Source organism: Kluyvera intermedia (assembly GCF_034424175.1).
Classification (GTDB): domain Bacteria; phylum Pseudomonadota; class Gammaproteobacteria; order Enterobacterales; family Enterobacteriaceae; genus Kluyvera; species Kluyvera intermedia.
In genome coordinates this window covers 3,664,110-3,691,043 of record NZ_CP139986.1, presented here as the reverse complement: position 1 = coordinate 3,691,043, position 26,934 = coordinate 3,664,110, and the positions used below count along the sequence as shown (strand labels likewise).

Annotated in this window: 20 protein-coding genes and 1 pseudogene; 12 read left to right on the top strand and 9 right to left on the bottom strand. The window is 54.9% G+C overall.

The genetic code is table 11. The features are described from left to right. Window positions 1-19: 19 nt before the first annotated feature. The 6 genes from iutA to U0026_RS17885 form a co-directional block, all read right to left on the bottom strand. Window positions 20-2,221 (bottom strand): ferric aerobactin receptor IutA, encoded by a 2,202-nt coding sequence (gene iutA / locus U0026_RS17910; RefSeq protein WP_062777185.1) that lies wholly within the window; start codon window positions 2,219-2,221, stop codon window positions 20-22. Window positions 2,222-2,640: 419 nt separating this feature from the next. Continuing rightward, window positions 2,641-3,816: an enterotoxin production-related protein TieB gene (senB, locus tag U0026_RS17905; protein WP_062777183.1), complete on the bottom strand. Its 1,176-nt coding sequence runs from the start codon at window positions 3,814-3,816 to the stop codon at window positions 2,641-2,643. A 67-nt stretch (window positions 3,817-3,883) separates the two neighbouring features. After that, the gene (locus U0026_RS17900) at window positions 3,884-6,145 is read right to left on the bottom strand and encodes a TonB-dependent receptor domain-containing protein (RefSeq protein ID WP_062777182.1); all 2,262 of its coding nucleotides are present in this window, start codon (window positions 6,143-6,145) and stop codon (window positions 3,884-3,886) included. Window positions 6,146-6,307: 162 nt separating this feature from the next. After that, the gene (gene tolA, locus U0026_RS17895) at window positions 6,308-7,096 is read right to left on the bottom strand and encodes a cell envelope integrity protein TolA (RefSeq protein WP_062777180.1); all 789 of its coding nucleotides are present in this window, start codon (window positions 7,094-7,096) and stop codon (window positions 6,308-6,310) included. Window positions 7,097-7,103: 7 nt separating this feature from the next. Further along, entirely contained in the window at window positions 7,104-8,003 is a 900-nt protein-coding gene (locus U0026_RS17890) for a ChaN family lipoprotein (RefSeq protein ID WP_062777316.1), read from the bottom strand. A 176-nt stretch (window positions 8,004-8,179) separates the two neighbouring features. Further along, a protein-coding gene (locus tag U0026_RS17885) for an IS1-like element IS1B family transposase (RefSeq protein ID WP_241973917.1) occupies window positions 8,180-8,877 on the bottom strand; the annotation gives its coding sequence in 2 pieces (ribosomal slippage) (window positions 8,180-8,628 and window positions 8,628-8,877; 699 coding nt in all). 341 nt (window positions 8,878-9,218) lie between these two features. On the opposite strand from U0026_RS17885, the gene atzF reads away from it, so the two are divergent. The 8 genes from atzF to urtE all read left to right on the top strand — a co-directional run bounded on the left by atzF (window position 9,219) and on the right by urtE (window position 20,892). After that, the gene (atzF, locus tag U0026_RS17880) at window positions 9,219-11,018 is read left to right on the top strand and encodes an allophanate hydrolase (RefSeq protein WP_062774063.1); all 1,800 of its coding nucleotides are present in this window, start codon (window positions 9,219-9,221) and stop codon (window positions 11,016-11,018) included. Further along, window positions 11,011-14,628 (top strand): urea carboxylase, encoded by a 3,618-nt coding sequence (gene uca, locus U0026_RS17875; protein ID WP_062774061.1) that lies wholly within the window; start codon window positions 11,011-11,013, stop codon window positions 14,626-14,628. Before atzF ends, uca begins: the two co-directional genes overlap by 8 nt. 10 nt (window positions 14,629-14,638) lie before the next feature. Further along, window positions 14,639-15,337 (top strand): GntR family transcriptional regulator, encoded by a 699-nt coding sequence (locus tag U0026_RS17870; protein ID WP_062774059.1) that lies wholly within the window; start codon window positions 14,639-14,641, stop codon window positions 15,335-15,337. Between the two features lie 56 nt (window positions 15,338-15,393). Further along, a complete protein-coding gene (gene urtA, locus U0026_RS17865; RefSeq protein WP_062774057.1) occupies window positions 15,394-16,665 on the top strand; it encodes an urea ABC transporter substrate-binding protein in 1,272 nt (423 codons plus the stop codon). Between the two features lie 92 nt (window positions 16,666-16,757). Continuing rightward, entirely contained in the window at window positions 16,758-18,332 is a 1,575-nt protein-coding gene (gene urtB / locus U0026_RS17860) for an urea ABC transporter permease subunit UrtB (RefSeq protein WP_062774055.1), read from the top strand. Next, window positions 18,332-19,408, top strand: a complete 1,077-nt coding sequence (gene urtC / locus U0026_RS17855; RefSeq protein ID WP_062774053.1) for an urea ABC transporter permease subunit UrtC — start codon at window positions 18,332-18,334, stop codon at window positions 19,406-19,408. Before urtB ends, urtC begins: the two co-directional genes overlap by 1 nt. Continuing rightward, on the top strand, window positions 19,401-20,192 hold the full coding sequence (urtD, locus tag U0026_RS17850; protein WP_062774051.1) for an urea ABC transporter ATP-binding protein UrtD: 792 nt from the start codon (window positions 19,401-19,403) through the stop codon (window positions 20,190-20,192). Before urtC ends, urtD begins: the two co-directional genes overlap by 8 nt. 1 nt (window position 20,193) lies before the next feature. Next, window positions 20,194-20,892: an urea ABC transporter ATP-binding subunit UrtE gene (urtE, locus tag U0026_RS17845; RefSeq protein ID WP_062774049.1), complete on the top strand. Its 699-nt coding sequence runs from the start codon at window positions 20,194-20,196 to the stop codon at window positions 20,890-20,892. A gap of 51 nt (window positions 20,893-20,943) precedes the next feature. Here the strand turns inward: urtE and U0026_RS17840 are convergent, their stop codons facing one another. Beyond that, entirely contained in the window at window positions 20,944-21,765 is an 822-nt protein-coding gene (locus U0026_RS17840) for a LysR family transcriptional regulator (protein ID WP_062774047.1), read from the bottom strand. Between the two features lie 96 nt (window positions 21,766-21,861). Here U0026_RS17840 and U0026_RS17835 point away from each other — a divergent pair, with 96 nt between their 5' ends. Continuing rightward, window positions 21,862-22,596, top strand: a complete 735-nt coding sequence (locus U0026_RS17835; protein ID WP_062774045.1) for an SDR family oxidoreductase — start codon at window positions 21,862-21,864, stop codon at window positions 22,594-22,596. A 90-nt stretch (window positions 22,597-22,686) separates the two neighbouring features. Here U0026_RS17835 and U0026_RS17830 read toward each other — a convergent pair. Then, a pseudogene (locus U0026_RS17830) lies at window positions 22,687-23,157 on the bottom strand (dihydrodipicolinate synthase family protein); the annotation flags it as partial. On the opposite strand from U0026_RS17830, the gene U0026_RS17825 reads away from it, so the two are divergent. Continuing rightward, the gene (locus U0026_RS17825) at window positions 23,128-23,445 is read left to right on the top strand and encodes a YhcH/YjgK/YiaL family protein (RefSeq protein WP_082806306.1); all 318 of its coding nucleotides are present in this window, start codon (window positions 23,128-23,130) and stop codon (window positions 23,443-23,445) included. The pseudogene U0026_RS17830 and the gene U0026_RS17825 sit on opposite strands and share 30 nt — an antisense overlap. A gap of 73 nt (window positions 23,446-23,518) precedes the next feature. Here U0026_RS17825 and hpaR read toward each other — a convergent pair whose 3' ends face one another. Then, window positions 23,519-23,932, bottom strand: a complete 414-nt coding sequence (hpaR, locus tag U0026_RS17820) for a homoprotocatechuate degradation operon regulator HpaR (protein WP_062774039.1) — start codon at window positions 23,930-23,932, stop codon at window positions 23,519-23,521. A 261-nt stretch (window positions 23,933-24,193) separates the two neighbouring features. Here hpaR and hpaG point away from each other — a divergent pair, with 261 nt between their 5' ends. Together hpaG and hpaE are read left to right on the top strand one after the other, a co-directional pair. Next, on the top strand, window positions 24,194-25,471 hold the full coding sequence (gene hpaG / locus U0026_RS17815; protein ID WP_062774037.1) for a 4-hydroxyphenylacetate degradation bifunctional isomerase/decarboxylase: 1,278 nt from the start codon (window positions 24,194-24,196) through the stop codon (window positions 25,469-25,471). Beyond that, on the top strand, window positions 25,468-26,934 hold the full coding sequence (hpaE, locus tag U0026_RS17810; RefSeq protein WP_062774035.1) for a 5-carboxymethyl-2-hydroxymuconate semialdehyde dehydrogenase: 1,467 nt from the start codon (window positions 25,468-25,470) through the stop codon (window positions 26,932-26,934). The genes hpaG and hpaE overlap by 4 nt, the downstream gene beginning before the upstream one ends.

The following is a 26,934-nucleotide window of genomic DNA, read 5'->3' as shown; positions in this document are numbered from 1 at the left end:
CTCTACAGGGGTTTTGTACTTAGAACAGCACTGAATAATTCAAACCAAACGTCCGCCCACGCCCCTTATAGTCGTACAACGAAGCCGGGCCGGAAGCCGGGCTGTAATACAACGGCGCGCGCTGCCCCCACACCGTGGTGTAGTCACGGTCAAACAGGTTTTCGACGCTAAAGCTGAGTTTACCCACCGGAAGCTGATAGCTGCCCAACACATCGATAGTGGTGTAACCCTCAAGCTGATTACCGGCCTCGTCGCGAAGTTTAAACGAGGTGGTGCTCTGCACGCGCAGGCTCCACGGATCCGGCGCCCAGCCAATGTACGCCGTCGCTTTCGACGGGCTGGCGATCTTCACATCATATTTCTGCCACTGACCGTCAACCTTCGACTCGGTTTTCAGGACGTTGAAATTAGCGCCGGTGCTCCAGTCGCTATCGGGAATAAAGTAATCCACCGCGCCTTCCACGCCGTAAATGCGGCGCTTATCGTCAACAATACTGATGGTCAGATCTTTATTCGCCTGCACGTTCTTGTCAGACAGAGAGTAGTAGGCCGCAATCTGGGTGCGCAGGTTGTCGCCGGTGTAGCGCCAGCCTAGCTCATACGAGTTCACCTTGATCCCTTCAAGCGCACTGTCATCAACGTTCACGCTGTTGGTCAGCGGCAGATGTCCGTTAACCGCCTTACCGTAAGCGCCGCGCCCGTAATATTTACCCGGGTCAGGCAGCTCCACGCCCTGCGAGAAGTTAAACCAGGTTTGCTGGCGCTCGGTGAGGTGAACCAACAGCCCGGCATTAAACAGGAAATTATCGTAATCGGTGGAACCGCCGGGAATTGCATCGGCAGAGTTGACCGTGCCCGCGGCAATTTGCTGCTGCTGCGCATAGCCAATGAAATCATCGACTTTGTTTTCGGTGTACTGGTAGCGCACGCCGCCGCTTAAGGTAAAGATCTCGTTGATGTCATAGCTCGATTGCAGGAAGGCGGCCAGGTTGCTGATGTCGTAGGACGGATAGCGCCCGGTGGTATAAATCTGCTGGTTATTCAGCCCGCCGGAGGCATTGGCTTTGTCCACGTCGAAGAACATCTGATTTGAGGTAAAGCGCTCATGATCGGCGTCCAGCCCATAGGTTAACTGCCAGCCATCCAGTGGTGTGCTGTTTAACGTCAGCTTCGCGCCGTACTGATTGGTTTCCTGTTGGGATGAAGAGAACGAGGTCAATTCATTGTTCTTATTCATGCTGGGGAACGGGTAGAACTTCAGTGACTCATCGCGGTAGTAAACCTGACCGACCAGCTCCTGACCCAGAAAATCGCTATTGGAATACTGCAAGCTCATCAAATGGCGTTCAGTGCCGGGAATACGATCAGAGTTCAGGCCGCTGCTGACGTATGGCTTGGTTGCCCCACTGAGTGCCGAGAAATCTTTACCCAGATTTAGGCCATAATCGTCATCGCCCTGGCTTTTGTAGTATTGGGTGACCAGCTGAAGCTGCTGAGTCTCATCAATATTCAGCGTACCGGTGCCCATCACGTCCAACCGATCGGAATATTGCAGGCCGGTCTGGGTGTTATCGAGCAGGGTTGCGTCGCCATTGCCGTCATACCAGCCGCCGAATTTCTGGTACGCCACCGACATCCGCCCTGAGATATGGTCATTGCCGCCGGAGACGGCGCTAGCAATGCGTTCATCGTGATCTTTACTGCTGTTAAAGCCGCTCTTGGTACCCGCTTCAAACTCAACCTGGGTTTCCGGCTGGCCCTTTTTGGTCACGATATTGATAAGCCCGCCGGTGCTGCCGCCGCCGTACAGCGAGGTAGCCCCGGAGATCACTTCAATATGCTCGATGTTGAACGGATCGATCGAATCCAACTGACGGCTATCGGTACGCGAAGAGTTCAGACGCACGCCGTCAATTAACACCACCAGCGGACGTCCACGCACGTTCATGCCGTAGTTGGTTCGGCTCTGGCTGCTGACATCAAGACCGGGGATCAGTTGCGCCAGTGCATCCTTAAGCTCTTTGCCGCCCTGGATCTGTTGCTCCAGTTCGGCGTTCTCAATCACCCAGGTGGTTTGTGCCATTTCAGCGACGGTGCGGTTATTGCGGCTAGCGGAAACGACGATGGATTCGTCATCGGTTTGTTGCGCCATCGCAGGAGCCATCATGGCAAGCAGCAGCGGGTTCAGTGCCCAGAGAGTATATTTTTTGGTGATCATCATCATTCCTGCGCAGGGGCTGACAAACATCAGCCTAAAGATGCGGTTCAGTGAGTTAAAGAGGCAGCAAGTTGCTGCGTTTTCCGTAGCGGTAAACGCCGTGGAACGTATAAACCATGAATATTTCATGGGTTTACATCAGTTGTGATAACGCGAATATTGGCGATAATATTTCTCATTATCAACTCTGAGATCGTAGGGTTGATTTAATTTCATGATCGAGTTGGCGTTTTAAAGGAAGGTTGAAGCGGCAGATCATGCTCACAGAAATAGGCAATTCTGCGATGGAGTAAATGCAATAACCAAAATGCGGTTAAGAGAAACGGCAGAAGCGACCGGCGACAGGGCTACTGAAATATAATAACGCCGCTCCCCCGGCCATTTAGCGGAGGAACGGCGTTATTATCATGTGCTTTCTTTCATCACGACTTATTCAAATTAATGCTTAGAATGCGTTCTTTGGCACCTTCTACAAACGTGTCCGGATCCCAGTCGCGGTTAAAACCTTCTTTGATTCCAATGTAAAGGGTATCCATGTCGTCCGATAACACCATCTGATTTGGGTAGACCGGCATGTTAAATTCGCGGGTGATGCTGTATTGAGTGGCATCCACTACGCTGATGGTGCCGCTGGTGAAGTTGGTGACATACAGTTCATTATATTTCGGATTGTATTTCACCGCGTTAGCTCCGGCTCCGGTGTGTACATAGCCAAGCTGTTTACCGTCGCGTAAGTCAAAAATATAGAGTCCATCTTTTTTGCCGGAGCGATCGTCATGGTCGAATACCACCACAAAGACACGGTCAGAAGCGGAGTCCACCGCCAGGTTCTGCACACTTGTGATTTGTGGTTTCGGATCTTTCAACGGGATGGTACGCAGCAGTGTCTGATTTTTCGCATCAATTTCATTGATGTAATCTCTGCCGCCAACGTAGATTTTCTGCGTTTTTTCATCCATCGCCAGACCGTACGCAGTACCTTTGTAAGCATCCTTAACCTCGCCTTTTAAGGCAAGCGTCGTTCCGTCGAGCATTAATAGCTTATGCAGAGGCTTCATGCCCCCGGCTGTTTTCAGCATATTGCTATAACTCACAAACAGGGTATTGGAATCCTGGCTGTAAACCATATGGCGCAAATGCTCAAAACGCGAATCTGCGGCGTTTTCCACTTTAAAACTTAACCTGTCGCTGGTCCTTACCGGTTTGCCGGTAGAGAGGTCAAACGTACTAATACGCAGGGACGCTGACTGGGTGTGCCCGATATAGAGCAGATGTTTATCCTGATTTATCGCCAGTGAAAATGCTCTGTATGGCATTGCGTATTTGTTTTCGACTTTCAGCGAATCTGAATTAAACGAATACAAATAACCTTTATTCGCTTCACGATTTACACGATCGGTGACTGCGGCAAACACTTTTTTACTGGCATTATCAAAGGCCAGTTCATAGATGCCTTCGTCAGGGGACTGAAGGTAATTCGTTTTTAGGGCAAATCGAGAAAGTTCGCGTTCAGGTGGATCGATAGCCATAGCCATTGTCGGTAAAAACAGTGAAATTAACAGGTATAGCGGTGCTTTGGATAAAGTAAAAAGAGTCATTTTCGTTCCTACAATAAAATTGAAATAAGAGAGAATACGTACTGCCTGAACCAGGCAGAAATTGTCATTAGAAACGGATATCCCCGCCGAATATCCAGGTTCTGCCGCGCGCGGAATTAGCCGGTTGGGTCTCGTCACCAAGGCCCGGCATCATGTTGAGCTTATTCAGCGCCTCCGAATAATCTCTGTTCATCAGGTTTTGTACCGACAGTTTCAGGGTCAGGTTACGGTTGTACTCGTAAGTACCATAGAGATCGATAATCGTTGGGATCTGTGGCAAATCCTGTTTGATGATTGCGCCGGTATGTTCATCCTGCTCAAAATCAGGCGACAGGCGACGAGCTTTACCTGTGTATTTTATGACAGTACCCAGGGTCAACGCGTTATCGAAGAAGCGAACGCCGGTATCCAGCGTCATGTATTTTCTGGGCAGTTCGGTTATATCACCTGCGCCAAAATAAGTGCTGGCGATGGAGGTGGGTTGGTCTGTTCGCTGTTGACTGAAAGAGAGTCGGCCAAAGGCAAAACCGGCATCATAATCCATTTCCAGCTCAAAGCCCTTTGCGATAACATCGCTTGCAGAGTTAACGTAGATGTACATATTATCGCTATATTCATCGCTCATGTTCCCCCAGTCATTGCCAATCACTTCAGCCATACTGCATTTACGACCTCCTGAACAAACCAGAAAAGACTCGCTGTAGATGTAGTTTTGGATCCTGCTGCGGTACGCCAGAGCTTTAAAGCGCAGGGCATCCTGTCCAACCAGTAGACCTCGGGTATCAATGTTAAAACCCGCCTGCCAGGTTTCTGCACGTTCAGGTTTCAGGAATGGGTTCATGGATGCACCTCCTGAATTAGAGAAGAACATCTCTTGGATATTCGGAGCACGCATGGATTTGCTGTAGCCAATGAACGGCTGAAGCCACGGTGTTACCTGAGCAGAAAGCTGCGCCGAAGGATTGAAGCCACTGTCCTTATCATCAATATCGTAGCTTCCCTGTGGCACGCAGATGACGCGCGTATCGCAGGCGGGCTTGTATCCTGTGAGCCTGTTGCGTGTGTAGTTGAGATTGAGATCAGCCTCCCAGATGCCGCGCGTAATCTTCAGCCCGGTATACAGCGCTGAAATATCCTGCTGACCGGAGGGGGCGAAGGTATTGTTCTCTATCGATTCCTGATTCGTTTTCGAGTCCCCCGCTGCTGAATGAATGGTCCGGTCATAGCGGGTACGCATCAGTTTGCTGCCCAGCATAAACTCCAGGTCGTTGTTTGCGACAGTGAACCGGCTGGTATTGTTGATATCCAGCGCATCAGAACGGTTTTGCGCTGAGGTGTTGTAGAAAGTATACAGCGAGTCATCGCGATATTTTTGATTGCCGCGGCTGGTACTGGCCGTTACGTTAAAGTCAATTAATTCAGAAAAAGGTGTGTAATGATATTTAATGTAATAGTCGTCGCTGGTTATATCGCGGCGTGAGAAGTTATTTTCATAGGTTCGGGCGGAAAGCTCGAAGCTGTTAAATTCGTCTGGTCTGATATCCATTTTATAAAGCTGAGATTTTGGATTCTGCTTCATATATTTATCATAACCAAACTCTTTGCTGTTAATACCAGAGCCATTTGAGAAATTAGAGTAAACAGAACTGCCGCTCACAGCGGCCATAACGCCAATGCTGCCTGTATCAGTAAATGCGTCGGTTTTTCCACCGACGGCGATCATTCCGCTGCGCCCGAGCCCATTGCTGCCGACTGAGAAACGTGAACGAAGGCCATATGTATTGCCGTTAAATATCACATCGTCAACGCCAATAGTACGCATGTTTGCACTACCGGCCAGGGCGTTGACGCCTGCCGAGCCACTGCTGTCACCGCGTGTAACATCAACGGCGACCAGAAAATTAGGGTCAATTAGTACGCCAGCCATATTGTTGGTTGAGCCATGCGCCGTAGTGCCTGAGGTTGAGGAGCCGTAAAAACTTTGGGTGATACCGTCCACCATCGTGTTTACGCGGCCAAATCCGCTCATGCCGCGAATATTCACACTGACTGCTCCCTGTCCCGGATCGATTTGGGTATAAGTACCGGGCATGCTGCGCAGCGTTGCATCGAGTGATTGCAAGTTTTTGTCCGTAGTCCGCGAACTGGTCGCGCCTGTTTTCTCAAGAGCTTCCTGCTCACTGGTTGTCTTCCCGATAGAAACATTGAGCGGGCTGAATTCTGCCGCTCCTTTTTTATCACCACCTGTTTTTTCACTGATGGATTCTGCGTAAGCGCCGCAGCTGAGCAATAAAATGCCCGAGCCGATGGCCAGTTTAATAATGGTCATAAATATCCTTATAAATATCGTAATAAATAAAAGAATCAGATCTGTGTTTATTTTTTAATAACAACCCTTTGGCATTTTCTTGATTTTTCGATAGCAGTGAAGGCTGATAAAATTTTCAGCATCAAAATCAATATAAAATTTCAGTTAAGCGAACCCGCGTCACTAATTTTCCCTAATCTCCGTCAGATCAAAGGTGATCGGCATTTTTACTTTAAAGAAGCCTCCTTCTAATATTTCAGCTGGTGGTTTAGGAAGTGGTTGAGCACGTTCTAAAACAGCAACAGCTTCGCGATCGAGAGAAAGGGTTCCCGAAGATGTTGCCAGAGAATGACTGACAACGGTGCCTTGCGCGTTAACGGTAAAAGTTACTATGACTGTGCCGGTTCGTGCGCGTTTTCGGGCATCACCTGGGTAACGTTTATAACGGTTAAGGTGGCCTTTCACTCTGCTTTCCCAGGACGTGTTGGAATTGTCTCGCTTTGCTGAGTCACTGTTGAAAGGCGCAGCAATACGGGATGATTCAACCGGGGCCTGAGGTGCGGCATTACTGGAAACGGCTGCATGGCTACTGTCGCTGGTTTGATCCTTTATCTTACGCGGCGGACGTGGCTTTTTCTTTTCCCCGTCGGATGCCTTTTTTTTCCGGGTTATTTCAATGGTCGCATCCCTGTCTTCAGTGACGGGACGCTGCTGTCTGTCCTCTGCTTGCTGCTTTTCTTCTGCCGCTGCGGATTCCTGCTGAGCTATTCCCACCGGAAGCGGAAGTGGAGAAGAAGGAGCCTCGATATTATCGGCCCATTGCAACATTATCGCCGGGGCAGGAGGCGTAGCGACCTGTACCTCGGAAAAGCGCCAGACAAATGCAAGGAAAAGCAGTGCGTGAAGCAGCAGTGAAAAGATAAACCAGCTGCTCCATTTTGCTGGGCGTGGAAGGTAGAGAATATTCATCATCCATGATTTACCGTTTTGCAGTGTCTGGCGTCATGAACCACACGTAGTCAGCATGATCTACGGTGATGTTCATTCCTTTTTCTGCCAGCATCAACACCACAGGCTGGGTGCCAGGGGCGAGATCTTCCACGTGTAACGGTACGCCGATGCTTTTTGACGCGTGATAACCTCCTGCAATCAACAACGACGGAGTCGGGGCATTGAGAAGTTGGCGAGCCATGTAGCGATCCCGCTGCTGCTGAATAGAGAGCATTGACGCCAGTTGCTGTCCTTCAATATTGCCTTCATGCATGGCGATGATGGTTGCGCGCAGAGCGCCTTGTACCGCAGGTGCTGTGGATTTTTTTCCTTCAGGAAATTCATTTTTTTTGTACAACGCCATGACTCGATCCCGGTCAATGTTGGCACTGAGTAGAGGGTAAGGCGCACGTAATGCCTGCATGACTACGTCGCCATACATCTCCCAGGGCCACCCTTTTTGCCAGTTAAGCAGTTCCTGAACGCGGCCATCCCGGACTACGGGATCATCTTTCAGCCAGCGTTTAACCTGGTTAACGCGGGGCTGCTGGTCTGCCGTCAGCATCTCAAGCAGCACGCTCCCTTGTGGCCGTTGGGTGGGCAGGTTTTGAAGAAGCCAGAGCTCAATTTGATGATGTTCGGCATTATCGTGTTTTTCGCCAACAATAAGCTGGCGGGCAACCGCAAGTTCAGCCAAAAGCTCTTGTTGGGTAATGGTTTTATTGCTTTTTAAATCAATTATTTGCCCGCTAGGGATATGGGCTGTCTGTAATGGTTTATTGAGATTGACTGATGCAGGCTGGTTGCAGGAAATCAGACTCAGACTGGATAACGCTATCAAAGAAGTCAGGATTATTTTTTTTCGCGTATCTCTGCCCAGGAAGAACATTTTACAGGTCATTTTAATGCCACAGACTGGTTTATCGTGGGCGGGGATGTTAACAAATCTCAAATGCAAATGATACACATTATCATCACTGGTAATATTAGCGATATCCTTAGTTCGCTATGCGTTGTTAATTTTCCAATCAAATTCTGGTCTACTGGACGGGTAATGACTCCAACTTATTGATAGTGTTTTATGTTCAGATAATGCCCGATGACTTTGTCATGCAGCTCCACCGATTTTGAGAACGACAGCGACTTCCGTCCCAGCCGTGCCAGGTGCTGCCTCAGATTCAGGTTATGCCGCTCAATTCGCTGCGTATATCGCTTGCTGATTATGTGCAGCTTTCCCTTCAGGCGGGATTCATACAGCGGCCAGCCATCCGTCATCCATATCACCACGTCAAAGGGTGACAGCAGGCTCATAAGACGCCCCAGCGTCGCCATAGTGCGTTCACCGAATACGTGCGCAACAACCGTCTTCCGGAGCCTGTCATACGCGTAAAACAGCCAGCGCTGGCGCGATTTAGCCCCGACGTATCCCCACTGTTCGTCCATTTCCGCGCAGACGATGACGTCACTGCCCGGCTGTATGCGCGAGGTTACCGACTGCGGCCTGAGTTTTTTAAATGGCGGAAAATCGTGTTGAGGCCAACGCCCATAATGCGGGCAGTTGCCCGGCATCCAACGCCATTCATGGCCATATCAATGATTTTCTGGTGCGTACCGGGTTGAGAAGCGGTGTAAGTGAACTGCAGTTGCCATGTTTTACGGCAGTGAGAGCAGAGATAGCGCTGATGTCCGGCGGTGCTTTTGCCGTTACGCACCACCCCGTCAGTAGCTGAACAGGAGGGACAGCTGATAGAAACAGAAGCCACTGGAGCACCTCAAAAACACCATCATACACTAAATCAGTAAGTTGGCAGCATCACCTACTGGACGAAAGGGCGTATGCGCGGATTGTCCCCAATATCCGTGTTGATAATATCCAAACGACTACGGTTTTTTTTGATAAAAGAATATTCTGGTTCAGTTATCTTGATATTTGTTTTTCTTATGATGAATTGCACCGTTATTGTTCGTTCGAGTTCTTTAACGGTGCGTTGAATATATTAATGCCTATCTGATTTATCTTAACTTATTGTTAAATAATTAATTAATATATTGGCATGCACCTTGCTAATTGAATTCCATCTTGTATACCAACAGGAATTCAACGATGGCATTAATGACCGGAAATACCCTGGCCGCCTGGCGTCAGCAAATTAAACATAATAGCGACGCGGTTTTTACTTTATTAAAAGAACATATTGATACTCTGTCGGCTGAGGATAACGCCTGGCTGATGATAGCCAGCGACGCCCAAATCCAGGCGCAGTTAGCGGTTCTTATGCCGCAGTACCGTAATAATCCAGATTCACTGCCGTTATTCGGCATCCCGTTCGCAGTTAAAGACAACGTGGACGTAGCCGGTTGGCCGACCACCGCTGCCTGCCCGGCATTTGAATATATTGCTGAACAAGACGCCACTGCCGTCGCCCGACTGAAAGCGGCGGGGGCTATCGTCATTGGCAAAACCAACCTCGACCAGTTTGCCACCGGCCTTGTCGGCACGCGTTCGCCGTACGGTGCGGTCGCCAACACCTTTAATGCCGACTACGTCAGCGGCGGCTCAAGTTCAGGTTCTGCCTCTGTGGTTGCCCGTGGCCTGGTGCCGTTTGCCTTTGGCACCGACACCGCAGGTTCCGGGCGCGTGCCCGCCGGGTTTAACAATATCGTCGGTCTTAAGCCGACAAAAGGCTGGCTGTCGGCAAAAGGCGTGGTGCCAGCGTGTCGCCTGAACGACACGCTGTCGGTGTTTGCGCTAACCGTCGAGGATGCGTTTGCTATCGCCACGCTCGCTGGCGGCGCGGATGCGCAAGATGCCTACTCTCGCAGTCACCCGGCAACCGCCCCGGCAGCCATCCCGCACAACCCGGTATTTGCCATCCCGGAAGTGCTGAATTTCTATGGTGATACCCAGGCGCAGGCTGCCTGGGAGAAAGCGCTCGACGCATTGTGTGCCGGTGGCGCGCAGCTTCGGCCTATCGATTTCTCCGCCTTTACCCAGCTTGCCGAGCAACTCTATCAAGGCCCGTGGGTTGCGGAACGCACTGCGGCGGTCGGCGATATGCTGCAACACCCGGAACAGATGGAGCCCACCGTTCACACCATTATTGCTGCCGGGCTGAACTACAGCGCGGTGGAGGCGTTTAAGGCCGAATATCTGCGCGCCGAACTGGCGCAAAAAATCCAGCAAGCGCTGGCCGACGTGGATGCGCTGGTGGTACCGACTTCACCGACCATCCACACCCTTGAAGAGATGAAGCAGGAGCCTATCCGCTTTAACTCGCAGTTTGGCACTTACACCAATTTCACCAACCTTGCCGATCTCAGCGCGCTGGCCTTACCCGCACCGTGGCGTGAGGACGGCTTGCCAGCCGGTATCACCCTGATTGCCCCCGCGTGGCACGACCGGGCGCTGGCGGATTTTGGCATCCGCTGGCAACAACAACTGGCGCTGCCGCTGGGCGCAACCGGGTTGCCATTGACGGACAGCGGCTCGCTCGCAGCTTCCCCTCACCACGTTCGCGTGGCGGTGGTCGGTGCGCATCTCAGCGGCATGCCGCTCAACTTCCAGCTCACCACCCGCAACGCGGTATTTGTCGAAGCGACCCGCACCGCACCGTGCTACCGCCTGTATGCGTTGGCCAACACTCTGCCGCACAAACCGGGCATTGCGCGTGACGCCAGCGGCGCGGCGATTGAGGTTGAACTGTGGGATATCCCATTGGCGCGCTTTGGTGAGTTTGTCGCGGAAATTCCTGCGCCACTGGGCATTGGCTCGCTGGAGCTGACCGACGGCCGCTGGGTGAAAGGCTTTATCTGCGAACCGGCGGCGCTACATGACGCCACCGACATTACCGAATACCAGGGCTGGCGCCACTGGATTGCCCGCAAGGAGACTCGCCATGTTTAATACCGTGCTGATTGCTAACCGTGGTGAAATTGCCTGCCGCGCCATCCGAACCCTGAAACGTCTGGGCATCGTAAGCGTGGCGGTTTATTCCGACGCCGATAAAAACGCCGAGCACGTCAAACAGGCCGATATCGCGCTGGCGCTGGGCGGTGAGAAGGCCAGCGACAGCTACCTGAAAATCGACAAAATTATCGCAGCTGCCCAGCAAAGCGGTGCACAGGCTATCTGGCCGGGCTACGGTTTTCTCTCCGAAAGCCTGCCGTTTGCCGACGCTTGTGAACAGGCGGGGATTGTTTTCATCGGCCCGACCGCGCAGCAGATTGGTGAGTTTGGCCTAAAGCACCGGGCGCGTGAGCTGGCGGCGGAAGCGGGCGTGCCGATGACGCCGGGCACCGGCCTTTTAAACTCGCTGGATGATGCGCTGACGGCGGCGCAAGAGATTGGCTACCCGGTAATGCTGAAAAGCACCGCAGGCGGCGGTGGTATCGGCCTCACGCGCTGTGCCGATGCCGAGGCATTAGCGCAGGGCTGGGAGAGCGTGCGTCGCCTGGGCGAGCAGTTCTTTAGCGATGCGGGCGTGTTTGTTGAGCGCTGCGTCGATCGGGCGCGCCATATTGAGGTGCAGATTTTCGGCGACGGCAAAGGCAACGTGGTCGCACTGGGCGAGCGCGACTGTTCACTCCAGCGCCGCAACCAGAAAGTGGTCGAAGAAACCCCCGCGCCCAATCTGCCAGCCGACACGCGTACGGCGCTACTCGATGCCGCCGTGCAGTTAGGCAAGCGGGTGAACTACCGCAGCGCCGGGACGGTGGAGTTTATCTATGATGCGGCGCTGGACGCGTTCTATTTCCTTGAGGTGAACACCCGTTTGCAGGTGGAGCATCCGGTCACGGAAGCCGTTACCGGGCTGGATTTAGTCGAGTGCATGCTGCGCGTGGCGGCAGACGAATCGATTGACTGGACTCGTCTGGCACAGGCGCCGCAGGGCGCGGCAATTGAAGTCCGTCTTTATGCCGAAAGCCCGCTGAAAAACTTCCAGCCCAGCCCCGGTGTGTTAACCGACGTCACTTTCCCGGACGACGTGCGTATTGATACCGGCGTCACCACCGGCAGCGAAGTCTCGGCGTTTTATGACCCGATGATCGCCAAGCTGATTGTCCATGCGCCGACCCGCGACGCGGCGCTGGCAAAATTGCATACCGCGCTGAACGCCACGCGTTTGCACGGCATCGCCACCAACCTCGATTATCTGCGGCAAATCACCGCCAGCGACGCCTTTGTTCACGGCACCGCGTGGACGCGAATGCTCGACAGCGTGGTCGCTCAATCGCCGGTGATTGAAGTGATTCAGCCTGGTACCTGGAGCAGCGTGCAGGATTACCCGGGCCGTCAGGGTTACTGGGATATCGGCGTGCCGCCGTCTGGCCCAATGGACGATTTCGCATTTCGTCTCGCCAACCGTATTGTCGGTAACCATCAATCGGCAGCCGGGCTGGAATTTACCCTGCAAGGGCCGGTTTTACTGTTCCATTCCGATGCGCTGATTGCCCTCACCGGAGCCGATTGTCAGGCGACACTTGAGGGTGAAACGGTGTCATTGTGGCAGCCGGTAAAGGTCAGCGCCGGGCAAACGCTGACGCTTGGCCGCGCGCAGACGGGCTGTCGTGCCTATCTGGCGGTGCGTAACGGTCTCGATGTGCCGGAATATCTCGGCAGCCGCTCGACCTTCGCGCTGGGGCAGTTTGGTGGTCATGCTGGGCGTACGCTGAAAGTCGCCGACCTGCTGCCTATCTCGCGCCCAGAACTGGCGGCCTGCACCACGCCTGCGCCAGTGAGTGAGCCGAAAGCGCTCTCGACATCGCTTATCCCCACTTACGGTGAAGTATGGCGCATTGGCGTACTGTACGGGCCGCATGGCGCACCGGACTTCTTTACCCAGCAATCCATCGACCAATTCTTTGCCAGCGACTGGCAGGTTCACTACAACTCCAACCGCCTTGGCGTGCGTTTAGTCGGGCCAAAACCAAGCTGGACGCGCCCGAACGGCGGCGAAGCGGGGCTGCATCCGTCCAACGTTCACGACTGTGAATACGCCATTGGCGCGATTAACTTTACCGGCGACTCTCCGGTGATCCTCACCCGCGATGGCCCAAGCCTCGGCGGCTTTGTCTGCCCGGTGACTATCGCCAAAGCTGAACTGTGGAAGGTCGGCCAGGTGAAACCGGGTGACCGCATCCGCTTCTACCCTATCAGCGTAGAAGACGCGGTCGCGCGGGAAAAAGCGATGGATCGCAGCGTCGATACTCTGCAAACCACCAGCCTGCCGGAATTCGCCATGCCGTCGCTGGCCGACCGCGACGGTGTCTCGGCGGCTGGTCTGGTGTCGCTGCCCGCCACCGCCAGCACGCCGGCAATTGTTTACCGTCAGGCCGGGGACAACTACATCCTCATTGAATACGGCGAAAATGTGTTGGATCTGGCGCTGCGCCTGCGCGTCCACGTGCTGATGGAGCAACTGCGCGAACGGGCGCACCCGGGTATCAAAGAGCTGTCGCCAGGCGTGCGGTCATTACAGGTGCGCTATAACAGCCTCGAAATCAGCCAACAGGCGCTGGTGGCGCTCTTGCTGGAGCAGGAAGCGCAGATTGGCGATGTGACGCAGATGACGGTGCCGTCGCGCATCGTGCATATGCCGATGGCCTTTGAAGACAGCGCCACGCTAGATGCGGTTAGCCGCTATGCCGACACCGTGCGCGCCACCGCGCCGTGGCTGCCGAACAACGTCGATTTTATCCAGCGCATCAATGGTCTGCCGAGCCGCGAGGCGGTGAAAGAGACGATCTTTGACGCCAGCTATCTGATTCTGGGGCTGGGGGATGTTTACCTCGGCGCGCCGTGCGCGGTGCCGATTGATCCGCGCCACCGCCTGCTCAGTTCCAAATACAACCCGGCGCGTACTTTCACCGCCGAAGGCACCGTAGGCATTGGTGGCATGTATATGTGCATCTACGGCATGGACTCCCCGGGCGGCTATCAACTGGTGGGGCGCACGCTGCCTATCTGGAACAAATTCCTCAAGAACGAACAGTTCAGCGCCGGTGAGCCGTGGCTGCTGCGCTTCTTCGACCAGGTGCGTTTCTACCCGGTCAGCGAGGCTGAACTGGACCAACTGCGCGATGATTTCCGTGAAGGCCGCGCCACGCTGCGCATTGAAGAGACGGTGTTCGACTTCCCGGCGCATCTGCAATTCCTGCAAACCCACGCCGACGATATTGCGCAGTTCCGCAAGCTTCAGTCCGACGCGTTTGAGGTGGAAGTGGAGCGTTGGCAGCTCGACGACCAGCAGGACGTCGTTGAAAGCCTGATGCCGGTGATGGAAGCGATGCCAGATGACGACGCGCTGCCGGTCACCGCCGACATGAACGGCAATATCTGGAAAGTGCTGGTGAAACCTGGCGATACGGTGGAAGCCGGGCAGACCTTAATCATCGTCGAAGCCATGAAAATGGAGCTGGCGATTAGCGCCCCGCAGGCGGGTGTGGTGAAGCGGATCGGCTGCCAGCCGGGCCGCCCGGTCAGCCCGGGTGATGCTCTGTTGTGGCTGGAATAAGGAGCGCGGCATGGTGCAAGCGAAAGACAAAAAGCGCGCGGTGGGACTGGCCGAGCGCATTTATCTCGAACTGAAAAACGACATTTTCGATTTTCGCCTGATGCCCGGCGAGCACTTCAGCGAAGGGGAGATCTCCGAGCGCATGTCCGCCAGCCGCACGCCGGTGCGTCAGGCGCTGTTCTGGCTGGAGCATGAAGGCTATGTGCAGGTCTATTCGCGCAGCGGTTGGCAGGTAAAACCGTTCGACTTTACCTATTTCGAATCGTTGTACGACTTTCGCATTGTGCTGGAAATGGAGGCGGTGAAACGCCTGTGCGCCATGCCATCGGCAATACGTGGCACGCACCTTGCGCCGCTAATGGCCTTCTGGTGTGACGCGCCGCAGATGGCGCCCGGCAAGGCGTTATCGCGCCATGACGAAGCGTTTCATACCGCGCTGGTCAGCGCCACCGGCAACGCTGAAATGGCCCGCGTCCATGTGGAGTTAACCGAGAAGATGCGGATCATCCGCCATCTGGATTTCACCCGCGAGGATCGCGTGGATGCCACCTACAGCGAACATGCGCAGGTCTTGCAGGCGATGGCGCAACAACAAACCGAGGAGGCGCAGCGGATCCTCACTGCGCATATCTCACAGAGTAAAGCCGAGGTCCGAAAAATAACCTTACACCGGCTGCAGCAGGCACGTTTACAACCCGTTTCACCTTAGGCCCATCGCGTGATGGGAAAACCGTTATCACTCAATATCGTTTAGGGGTTCTGGTCATGAAAAGACGTTCTTTACTGAAAGCATTTGCCCTGTCGGCCACCTTTTTGGGCCTGGGCTTTTCCTTGCAAGCCTACGCCGCAGACACCATCAAAGTGGGGATTATGTCCTCCCTTTCCGGCACCATGGCGATTTCTGAAACGCCGCTGAAAGATGTGGCGCTGATGACCATCGACGAGATTAACGCCAAAGGCGGCGTACTGGGCAAAAAACTCGAACCGGTGGTCGTTGACCCAGCCTCCAACTGGCCGCTGTTCGCGGAAAAAGCGCGCCAGTTGCTGACCCAGGATAAGGTCGCGGCGGTGTTTGGTTGTTGGACATCGGTGTCGCGTAAATCGGTGCTGCCGGTGTTTGAGGAACTCAACGGGCTGCTGTTCTATCCGGTGCAATATGAAGGGGAAGAGATGTCACCAAACGTCTTCTACACCGGTGCGGCACCAAACCAGCAGGCCATTCCGGCGGTGGAATACATGATGAGCGAAGACGGCGGCAGCGCGAAGCGCTTCTTCCTGCTGGGGACCGACTACGTTTATCCGCGCACCACCAACAAGATCCTCCGCGCCTTCCTGCACTCGAAAGGCATTCAGGATAAAGACATCGAAGAGGTCTATACACCGTTTGGCTACAGCGACTATCAGACTATTGTCTCCAACATCAAAAAATTCTCCGCAGGCGGTAAAACAGCGGTGATCTCCACCATCAACGGCGACTCCAACGTCCCGTTCTATAAAGAGCTGGCAAACCAGGGCACCAAAGCAACCGACGTGCCGGTGGTGGCCTTCTCCGTCGGTGAAGAAGAACTGCGCGGCATTGATACCAAACCGCTGGTCGGGCATCTGGCGGCGTGGAACTACTTCGAGTCCGTCACCAACCCGGTGAACGCCAAATTTGTTGCCGACTACCGCGCCTACGCTAAAGCGCACAAGCTGCCGAACGCCGATTCCGTGGTGACCAACGACCCGATGGAAGCGACCTACGTCGGTATCCATATGTGGGCGCAGGCGGTGGAAAAAGCGGGGACTACCGACGTGGATAAAGTGCGTGCCGCGATGGCAAACCAGACCTTTGCCGCGCCGAGCGGTTTCACCCTGACCATGGACGCCACCAACCACCACCTGCACAAACCGGTGATGATTGGTGAAATCGAAGACAACGGTCAGTTCAACGTGGTGTGGAATACCGATAAACCGGTGCGCGCACAGCCGTGGAGCCCGTACATCGCGGGTAATGACAAAAAGCCGGATACGCCGGTGAAAACAGGCGGTCAGTAACCGTCAAACGATCGCGGCGGGGGCGGCTGGCTGCCCCCGTTAGCCGTTGATATCACCGGCTTTTCCGGGTAACCAGCCTAAGAACGGATACCATGAAAATACTCCCGGCGTTGCGTTTTCTTTTTTTAAGCTGCCTGCTCATGAGCGCCTCGGCGCTGGCGGGGCCTGCCGCCGACTACGGCCAGGCGAACCGTAGTGCGCAGGCAAAATTGCTCCAGCAGTGGGCCGCTGCACCGCAAGCTGCACGGCTGCCGCTGCTTCAGGCATTGAGCACCGAAGCGATAGTGAGTGATGAGCATGAGCAATTGTTCAGTGAGCGTGGCGGCCAGCTTGTGCCGCTGGAAGGCAATGCCGCGCCCATTGGCGCGACCAAAAAAATCTTTATGAACAACCGCATTCGCGGGTTGATTGCCAGCGCGCTGGCCTCGCATCAACTGGTGAGCGAGGATGCGAAAGTGCGTCTGAGCGCTGCCTTAACGCTGCAAAATAGCGCTGAGCAGGATCAACTGCCGATGCTGACTCAGCGCCTGGCGGCCGAGCAGGATGACCGCGTCAAAGCCGCGCTGGCGATTGCCGTCGCCAATCTCCAGCTCTCCGATAGCCGGGCAGAGCAACGTCTTCAGGCGGTGAAGCTGCTGGGAGAATCTAACGACCCGCAGGTGCAGGGCAGTCTTAACCGCCTCACACAACCGCAAAACGAACCTGACGCACTGGTGCGTGCGGCGGCGGCGGACAGTCTCAAGCAGGTACAGCAGCGCCTGAAATGGGGCGACTGGCTGGGGCAGGCGTTCAGCGGGATTTCGCTGGGCTCCATTTTATTGCTGGCGGCGCTGGGGCTGGCGATTACCTACGGCCTGCTGGGGGTGATTAATATGGCCCACGGCGAAATGCTGATGCTCGGTGCCTATTCCACCTGGCTGGTGCAGAGCCTGTTTCAACGTTACGCGCCGGAGTGGCTGGCGCTTTATCCGCTGGTGGCGTTGCCGGTGGCCTTTTTCATCACCGCGGCGGTGGGGATGATCCTCGAACGCACCATTATCCGCCATCTCTATGGGCGCCCGCTGGAAACCCTGCTGGCGACCTGGGGGATTAGCCTGATGCTGATCCAACTGGTGCGCGTGCTGTTTGGCACGCAAAACCTGGAAGTGGCGAACCCGGCGTGGCTCTCCGGCGGCTGGAACGTACTGCCGAATCTGGTGCTGCCGTATAACCGTATTGCGGTGATTATCTTCGTCGTCGGCGTGCTGGCGCTGACCTGGCTGTTGCTGAACAAAACCCGGCTGGGCATGAACGTGCGTGCAGTCACCCAAAACCGCCGTATGGCCGACTGCTGCGGCGTGCCGACCGGGCGCGTCGATATGCTGGCCTTCGGCTTAGGCTCCGGCATCGCAGGATTGGGGGGCGTGGCGCTGTCGCAGTTGGGTAACGTCGGCCCGGAACTGGGGCAGGGGTACATCATCGACTCCTTCCTGGTGGTGGTGACCGGCGGCGTCGGGCAACTGGCGGGCACCGTGGTCGCCGCGCTGGGGCTGGGTGTTCTCAATAAAGTGCTGGAGCCGCAGGTCGGCGCGGTACTGGGCAAAATTGCCATTCTGGTCTTGATCGTGCTGTTTATTCAAAAGCGGCCGCAAGGATTGTTCGCATTCAAAGGGCGGGTAATTGACTGATGAGCCAACCTATTACGTTAACCCTCGCGCGTCGTGCGCCGCGCCTGACCGGCCTGCTGGCGACGCTTTTGCTGGTGGCGCTGCTGGTACTGCCGTTTTTTGCGCTGCTGCCGGCGGATAACCCGCTGGCGGTCTCCACTTATACGCTGACGCTGTTGGGCAAAATACTGTGCTATGCGGTGGTAGCGGTGGCGCTGGATCTGGTGTGGGGCTATGCCGGGCTGCTGTCGTTGGGCCATGGTCTGTTCTTTGCGCTGGGCGGCTACGCGATGGGCATGTATCTGATGCGGCAGGCCTCCGGCGACGGGCTACCGGCATTTATGTCCTTTCTGTCGTGGACTGAACTGCCGTGGTTCTGGACGGGGACGCAGCATTTTGCCTGGGCGCTGTGCCTGATCGTGCTGGTGCCGGGGCTATTGGCGCTGGTGTTCGGCTACTTTGCTTTTCGCTCGCGCATTAAAGACGTCTACTTCTCGATAATGACCCAGGCGCTGACTTATGCCGGAATGCTGCTGTTTTTCCGCAACGAAACCGGCTTTGGCGGCAACAACGGCTTTACCGGTTTCACCACGCTGCTGGGCTTCCCGGTATCGGCCACTGGCACGCGTATTGCGCTGTTTGTCGCCACCGTTCTGCTATTAGCCGGTTCGTTGGTGATTGGCGTGATGCTGACCCGCAGCAAGTTTGGCCGCGTGCTCACCGCCGTGCGCGACGCGGAGAACCGGTTGATGTTCTGCGGCTACGATCCCAAAGGCTTCAAGCTGTTCGTCTGGACGCTCTCCGCCGTGCTGTGTGGCCTGGCGGGCGCGCTGTACGTGCCGCAGGTGGGGATTATCAACCCTAGCGAAATGTCGCCGACCAACTCGATTGAAGCGGCTATCTGGGTAGCGCTTGGCGGGCGCGGTACGCTTATCGGGCCGATCCTCGGCGCGGGGATCGTTAACGGTGCTAAAAGCTACTTCACCGTCGCCTTCCCGGATTTCTGGCTCTTTTTCCTTGGGCTGATGTTTATCCTCGTCACGCTATTCCTGCCGCGCGGCGTGATTGGTCTTCTCAAACGGAGGAAGCATGACTGATTCCCTGTTCACCCAGACGCTGCCGCAGGATCGCTATCGCAAAACCACCGATCCGGTGCTGCAACTGGAAAATATTAACGTCACCTTCGACTCCTTTCAGGCGCTGACCAACCTGTCGCTCTCCATTGGCGTGGGAGAGCTGCGCTGCGTGATAGGCCCTAACGGCGCGGGGAAAACCACGCTGATGGATGTGATCACCGGCAAAACGCAGCCGGACAGCGGCAAGGTCACCTACGATCAGAACATCGATCTGATGGGACTGTCGCCGGTAGAGATTGCCCGGGCGGGGATTGGGCGTAAATTCCAGAAACCGACGGTGTTTGAAGCGCTCAGCGTGAGTGAGAATCTCGAAATTGCCCAGAAAATGGATAAGTCGGTGTGGACCTGTCTGCGGGCGAAACTCAACGGTGAGCAGCGTGACCGCATTGACGAAGTGCTGGAACTGCTGCGCTTGACCGCGCATCGCCATCGTCCATCGGGGCTGCTTTCTCATGGGCAAAAACAGTTTCTGGAAATCGGCATGCTGCTGGTGCAGGAGCCGCATTTGCTGCTGCTCGACGAACCTGCCGCTGGGCTCACCGATGCGGAAACGGATTACATCGCCGAACTGTTTCGCACGCTTGCGGGCAAGCATTCGCTGATGGTGGTTGAGCACGATATGGGGTTTGTCGAAACCATCGCCGACCACGTCACCGTGCTGCATCAGGGGCAAGTATTGGCCGAGGGCTCGCTGCGCGACGTGCAGGCCAACGAGCAGGTTATCGACGTTTATCTGGGGCGCTAATATGTTACAGGTTAATGAATTAAATCAGTATTACGGCGGCAGCCATATTCTTCGTGGTCTGTCATTTGACACCACGCCGGGGGAGATTACCTGCCTGTTGGGGCGCAACGGCGTGGGCAAAACCACGCTGCTGAAATGCCTGATGGGGGTTATCCCGGCGAAGTCCGGCACTATTCACTGGCAGGGGAAGCTTATCAATACCAGCAAACCGCACCAGCGGGTACAGCAGGGGATTGCCTACGTACCGCAGGGGCGGGAGATTTTTCCGCGTTTAACCGTGGAGGAGAATTTGCTGATGGGGCTGTCGCGTTTTTCCGGCTCGCAGGCCAAAAGCGTACCGGAGGAGATCTACGATCTGTTCCCGGTGCTGCGCGAAATGAAACAGCGGCGGGGCGGCGATCTCTCCGGCGGACAGCAGCAACAGCTGGCGATCGGCCGGGCGCTGGCCTGTAAGCCGCAGTTGCTGATCCTCGATGAACCCACGGAAGGGATCCAACCGTCGGTGATCAAAGAGATCGGCGCGGTGATAAGAAGTCTCGCCAACCGGGGGGATATGGCGATTTTGCTGGTGGAACAGTTTTATGATTTTGCCGCTGAACTGGCAGACCATTATCTGGTGATGTCGCGCGGCACGATTGTGCAGCGCGGACGCGGGGACGAGATGGAGGCGCAGGGGGTCAGGCAACTGGTGGCAATATAGATTCGTAGCCCGGCCAAGCGCAGCGCCGCCGGGAATCGTTGAGGTGAACGGTTACGCGCCGTTCAATCCCTCCAGCAACCGATTGACCGCCGGATTCTCCACTGCCTGCACCGCATAACAGATGCCAACTCGCCGCAATAACGGATATCCCGGCAGTGCGCGTGAACGAAGAGCGCAACGTGATTCGACCAACGAATGGGGGGCGATCGCCAATCCAAATCCGGCTTCTACCAGATCCAGCGCCAGCGTGAAGCTCCCGGCGTTAGCGCTCGGCGCACCCGCAGACGGCCCGTAAAACGGCAAAAAACGCTGATGAGAATCGTGGGTCGGATACATCACCCACGGGAAACTATAAAGTTGCTCAGCGGTGAGTTCTCCTGCTTCACTTAACGGATGTAAGGTTGGATATGCCAGCACATACTCTTCGTCAAATAGCGGCATAAACAACTCGTCTTCGCAGCGCAAGCTTTCACAGCCCAGCCGAATATCACCCGTACAGCCTGGGGTGAGCGTCACCAGCGTGTCCGTCATCTCTGGGCTAATCTGCTGTAACAGCGAGTTCAGATACGGCGAGGCAATATCCTGCTCAACACCGATGGTCAGCGGCGCTTTATCCTGGCGCTTACGAAAGCGTGAAGTCAGCGTAGCCATATCCTGAATCATCCGGCAGGCATGTGGGTAAAGCGCGCGTGCATCTTCCGTCACCTCGACGCCGCGAGGTTTACGCACAAAAAGCTGAGTCCCCAACTCCTCTTCCAGCGCTTTGACGGTGGCAGAAAGAGCAGGCTGTGTCAGACTTAGCTGTTCAGCCGCACGGGTAATGTTGCGCTCTTCAAACACGGAGATGAAGGCGCTGAGTTGTCGTTTATCCATAGATTTTCTTTATGGCTGTGAAAAAAACAAACCATTTTTAACCTTTTTGATTCGGTTTTAAAGTAGCGACATCAATTTTATTTATGAGGCTTACCCATGAACCCTGTATCAAAACCTTTAGTTGTGATTACTGGCGCAAGCTCCGGCATTGGCCTGGCAACCGCAAAACTGTTATCTGAACGCGGTCATGCGCTGCTGTTGCTGGCGCGTCGCGTTGATCGTATGACGGCGCTGAATCTGCCGCATGCTCTGTGCCGTTCCGTGGATGTGACCGATCGTCAAGCCATCGCGGCAGCCATTGCCGAAGCCGAGCAACAGTTTGGGCCGGTGGATGCGATGGTCAACAATGCGGGCGTGATGCTTCTGGGCAACATTGATGATCAAAACCCGGACGAATGGGAGCAGATGCTGGACGTCAACGTGAAAGGTCTGCTGAACGGTGTTCATGCGGTCACCAAAGGGATGATTGAACGTAAAGCGGGCACTATTATTAACATTAGCTCCATCGCTGGACGTAAAACTTTCCCGAACCACACAGTATATGTGGGGACTAAATTTGCCGTTCACGGCCTGTCGGAAAACCTGCGTGAAGAACTGTCGCCACATAACGTGCGCGTGGTGGTGATTGCGCCGGGAGCTGTTGAAACCGAGCTGCTGAGCCATACCACTAATGATGATATTAAAACCGGATATCAGAGCTGGAAGCAGGATATGGGCGGCAAAGTATTGAGCCCGGAAGATGTGGCGCATGCGATTGAGTATGCCTATTCTCAGCCGCAGTATGTTTGTATTCGTGAGATTGTGTTGGCTGCGACCCGTCAGGGCGCGTAAGTCGGAGCGTCCTAACAGATTCGCTCCGATCTGTCCCCTCTCCCCTGTGGGGAGAGGGCTAGGGTGAGGGGCAAAGGTGCCGCTCCCGCCTTACATAAACTCAGCCGCGCGAAACTTCGCCAGCGCATCCTGCTTTTGCTCCGCCGTCATTGGACGCAGCGGGCGACGCGGATCGCCGACATCAATCCCGTGCAGCTGCATCGCCAGTTTTCCTGCCGCCACGCCGCCGTACTGCACCAGTACACGAATAATGGCGATCACTTTATCCATACAGGCCGCGACGTCCTGATGATTGCCCTGGTTAAAGCTGTCAATCAGGCGCAGATAAAGCGGCGCCGCGTAATTATAAGTACTGCCCACTGCGCCAATCGCGCCGCAGGCCAACCCCGCCGGTAAAAATTCATCCACGCCAAACGGAATATCGAACTGGCCGTTATTCACGCGCAGGCAGCGCTGGAACTCATACATGTCGCTGGAGTTAAACTTCATTCCGGACAGGTTTGGGATTTTATCAGCTGCCATCATCAGGAATTGCTCCATATCCAGACTCAGCCCGCGCAGGCTAAACGGGCGAAACTGCACACGGACTATATCGATTTACAGATTCTTTTGGCAGGTGAGGAGACGATTCATGACGGTCTATATAACAGCGCCCGGCAGTGCGATGAATGGCATCGGGAAGAGGATTATCAACTGTGTGATGATATTGAGCACTGCCAACGGGTGACGCTACAAGCGGAAATGTTCGCCGTGTTCTTCCCCGGTGAACCGCATGAATCCGGCATTCAGGGGGATGAGCCGGGTGGAATTAAAAAAGCGGTAGTGAAAGTGAAGGCCTGCCTGGTGTAACCGCGCACATCGCCGGATGGCGGTGTTGCCTTATCCGGCCTACTCCCACGGGTCATCCGCCTGCGTGGTATGGCTATTTATTCAGAGCAATAAATTCATGCAGCAACGCCGTCAATTGCTTCATTTTCTCTGGCGTAAAATGCTGTTCAATCTGCAAATACGCTTCCTCAACTTTCGCCTGCGCGCGCTCGTACAGCGCATACCCCTCTTTGGTCAACGACACGTAAAGCTTGCGCTGATCGTTAACGGGCTTTAACCGCAGCACCAGTCCATCGCGCTCCATACGCGTCAGAATACCGGTCAGGCTGGGACGTAAAATACAGGTGGCGGCGGCCAGATCGTGAAAGTCCATCGAGGGGTTATCCACCAGCACACGAATAATTCGCCACTGCTGTTCTGTCAGATTGTGCTGTTTCACAATCGGGCGGAAATAGCTCATCGCCGCTTCGCGCGCCTGCATCAGCGCAATGGTCAACGAATCATGCATTATGCCTCCCTCTAAATCTTATCGTTAATATATGAACAATATAGCAATGTTGCTTTTATCAACAGGATATTTTTATCAAAATGAGCCATCAAAAATCGTATGTTTATTTAACTTATTGATAATAAGCATATAAAATTCAATCGTGTAAAATTTGTGTTAATTAAGTCACAAATAATCTACTTGTGTTTGCTAAATGACCAGTCGAGGCATAAAACAGGTCATTAACATGTTAATGAAAAGAGTTTTGCTAAGGAGCTGTTCATGAAAAGTACTGTTTTCGCCGTGGCGCTCAACCATCGCAGCCAGCTTGATGCCTGGCGTGAGGCGTTTGAGCAAGCCCCCTACAATACACCGCCCAAAACGGCAGTCTGGTTTATCAAACCTCACAATACCGTGCGCCGCAGCGGTGAACCGATTCCCTATCCGCAGGGTGAAACGGTACAAAGCGGCGCCACGGTAGCGCTGGTGGTCGGGAAAACGGCGAGTAAGGTACGTATTGAAGAGGCGGCTAGCTATATCGCCGGATATGCACTGGCCAATGAAGTTAGCCTCCCGGAAGACAGTTTTTATCGCCCGGCGATCAAAGCCAAATGCCGTGACGGTTTCTGCCCGCTGGGGGAGGTGGTGAGCGTAGATAACGTTGACAATCTCACCATCATTACCGAAATCAACGGTCGACAGGCCGACCACTGGAACACCTCAGACCTGCAACGCAGCGCCGCTGAATTACTCTGCGCGTTAAGTGAATTCGCTACCCTGCAACCGGGTGATTCCATTCTTATCGGCACGCCGCACTCCCGCGTCACGCTGCATGCAGGCGATCGCGTCCGCATTCTGGCTGACGGCTTTCCACCTCTGGAAAACCCGGTGGTGGCAGAGAATGACGTTGCTACCGTTACCCATTCACCTTCCCACGGCACGCTTTTTGCGCTCGGCCTGAATTACGCCGATCACGCCAGCGAACTGGAATTTAAGCCACCGGAAGAACCGTTGGTATTTATTAAGGCACCCAATACGGTAACTGGCGACGGACAAACTTCCGTGCGCCCGAATAACGTGGAATACATGCACTATGAGGCGGAACTGGTGGTGGTTGTCGGCAAAACTGCACGCCACGTTAGCGAAGCCAATGCTATGGACTTTGTTGCGGGTTATACGGTCTGTAACGACTACGCCATTCGGGATTACCTGGAAAACTATTACCGCCCCAATCTGCGGGTAAAAAGTCGCGATGGGCTCACCCCAATCTCCCCCAACATTGTGCCAAAAGAGTCTATCCCGGACCCGCACAACCTTGCCTTGCGCACCTACGTCAACGGTGAGCTACGCCAGCAGGGGACGACCGCCGATTTGATCTTCAGCATTCCCTTTTTGATTGCCTATCTCAGCGAATTTATGACGCTGCAACCGGGCGATATGATTGCCACCGGTACGCCAAAAGGGCTCTCCGACGTGGTACCGGGCGATGAAGTGGTGGTGGAAGTGGAAGGCGTGGGTCGCCTGGTGAACCGGATTATTAGCGAGGAGAGCGCAAAATGAAAAAGATTAACCATTGGATCAACGGTAAAAACGTTGCGGGTAATGAATATTTCCATACCACCAACCCGGCAACCGGTGAGGTGCTGGCAGAAGTGGCATCCGGCAGGGAAGCGGAAGTGAATCAGGCTGTCGCCGCTGCAAAAGAGGCCTTCCCGAAGTGGGCCAATCTGCCGATGAAAGAGCGCGCGCGCCTGATGCGCCGACTGGGGGATTTGATTGACCAGAACGTGCCGGACATCGCGGCAATGGAAACTGCCGATACCGGTCTACCTATCCACCAGACCAAAAACGTGTTGATCCCGCGAGCTTCCCACAACTTCGAATTTTTCGCCGAAGTGTGTCAGCAGATGAACGGTAAAACCTATCCGGTTGACGACAAAATGCTCAACTACACCCTCGTACAGCCGGTTGGCGTGTGCGCGCTGGTGTCGCCGTGGAACGTGCCGTTTATGACCGCCACCTGGAAGGTCGCGCCGTGTCTGGCGCTGGGCAACACCGCGGTGTTGAAAATGTCTGAACTGTCGCCGCTGACCGCCGATCGTCTGGGCGAGCTGGCGCTGGAAGCCGGTATTCCGGCGGGCGTGCTGAACGTGGTGCAGGGTTATGGGGCCAGCGCGGGGGACGCGCTGGTGCGTCATCATGACGTGCGTGCCGTCTCCTTTACCGGCGGCACCACCACCGGGCGCAATATCATGAAAAACGCCGGGCTGAAAAAATATTCGATGGAGCTGGGCGGTAAATCACCGGTGCTCATTTTTGACGATGCCGATATTGAACGTGCGCTGGATGCCGCGCTGTTCACCATCTTCTCGATTAACGGCGAACGCTGCACCGCGGGGTCACGCATCTTTATCCAGCAGAGTATTTATCCCGAGTTCGTGAAACGCTTTGCCGAACGCGCCAATCGCCTGCGTGTGGGCGATCCTACCGACCCGAACACCCAGGTGGGCGCGTTGATTAGCCAGTCACATTGGGAAAAAGTCTCCGGCTATATTCGCCTCGGCATTGAAGAGGGCGCAACCCTGCTGGCGGGCGGCCCGGAGAAGCCGACCGATTTACCTGCCCATCTGCGCAACGGCAACTTCCTGCGCCCCACGGTGCTGGCAGATGTCGACAACCGTATGCGTGTCGCCCAGGAAGAAATTTTTGGTCCAGTAGCCTGTTTGATTCCGTTCAAAGACGAAGCGGAAGGGCTGCGCCTGGCCAACGATATTGAGTACGGCCTGGCCTCCTATATCTGGACGCAGGACATCAGCAAAGTGCTGCGCCTGGCGCGTGGAATTGAGGCCGGGATGGTGTTCGTCAACACCCAGAACGTGCGCGATCTGCGTCAACCGTTCGGCGGCGTGAAGGCCTCTGGCACCGGGCGTGAAGGCGGTGAATACAGCTTTGAAGTGTTCGCTGAAATGAAGAACGTCTGTATTTCGATGGGCGACCATCCGATCCCGAAATGGGGAGTCTGA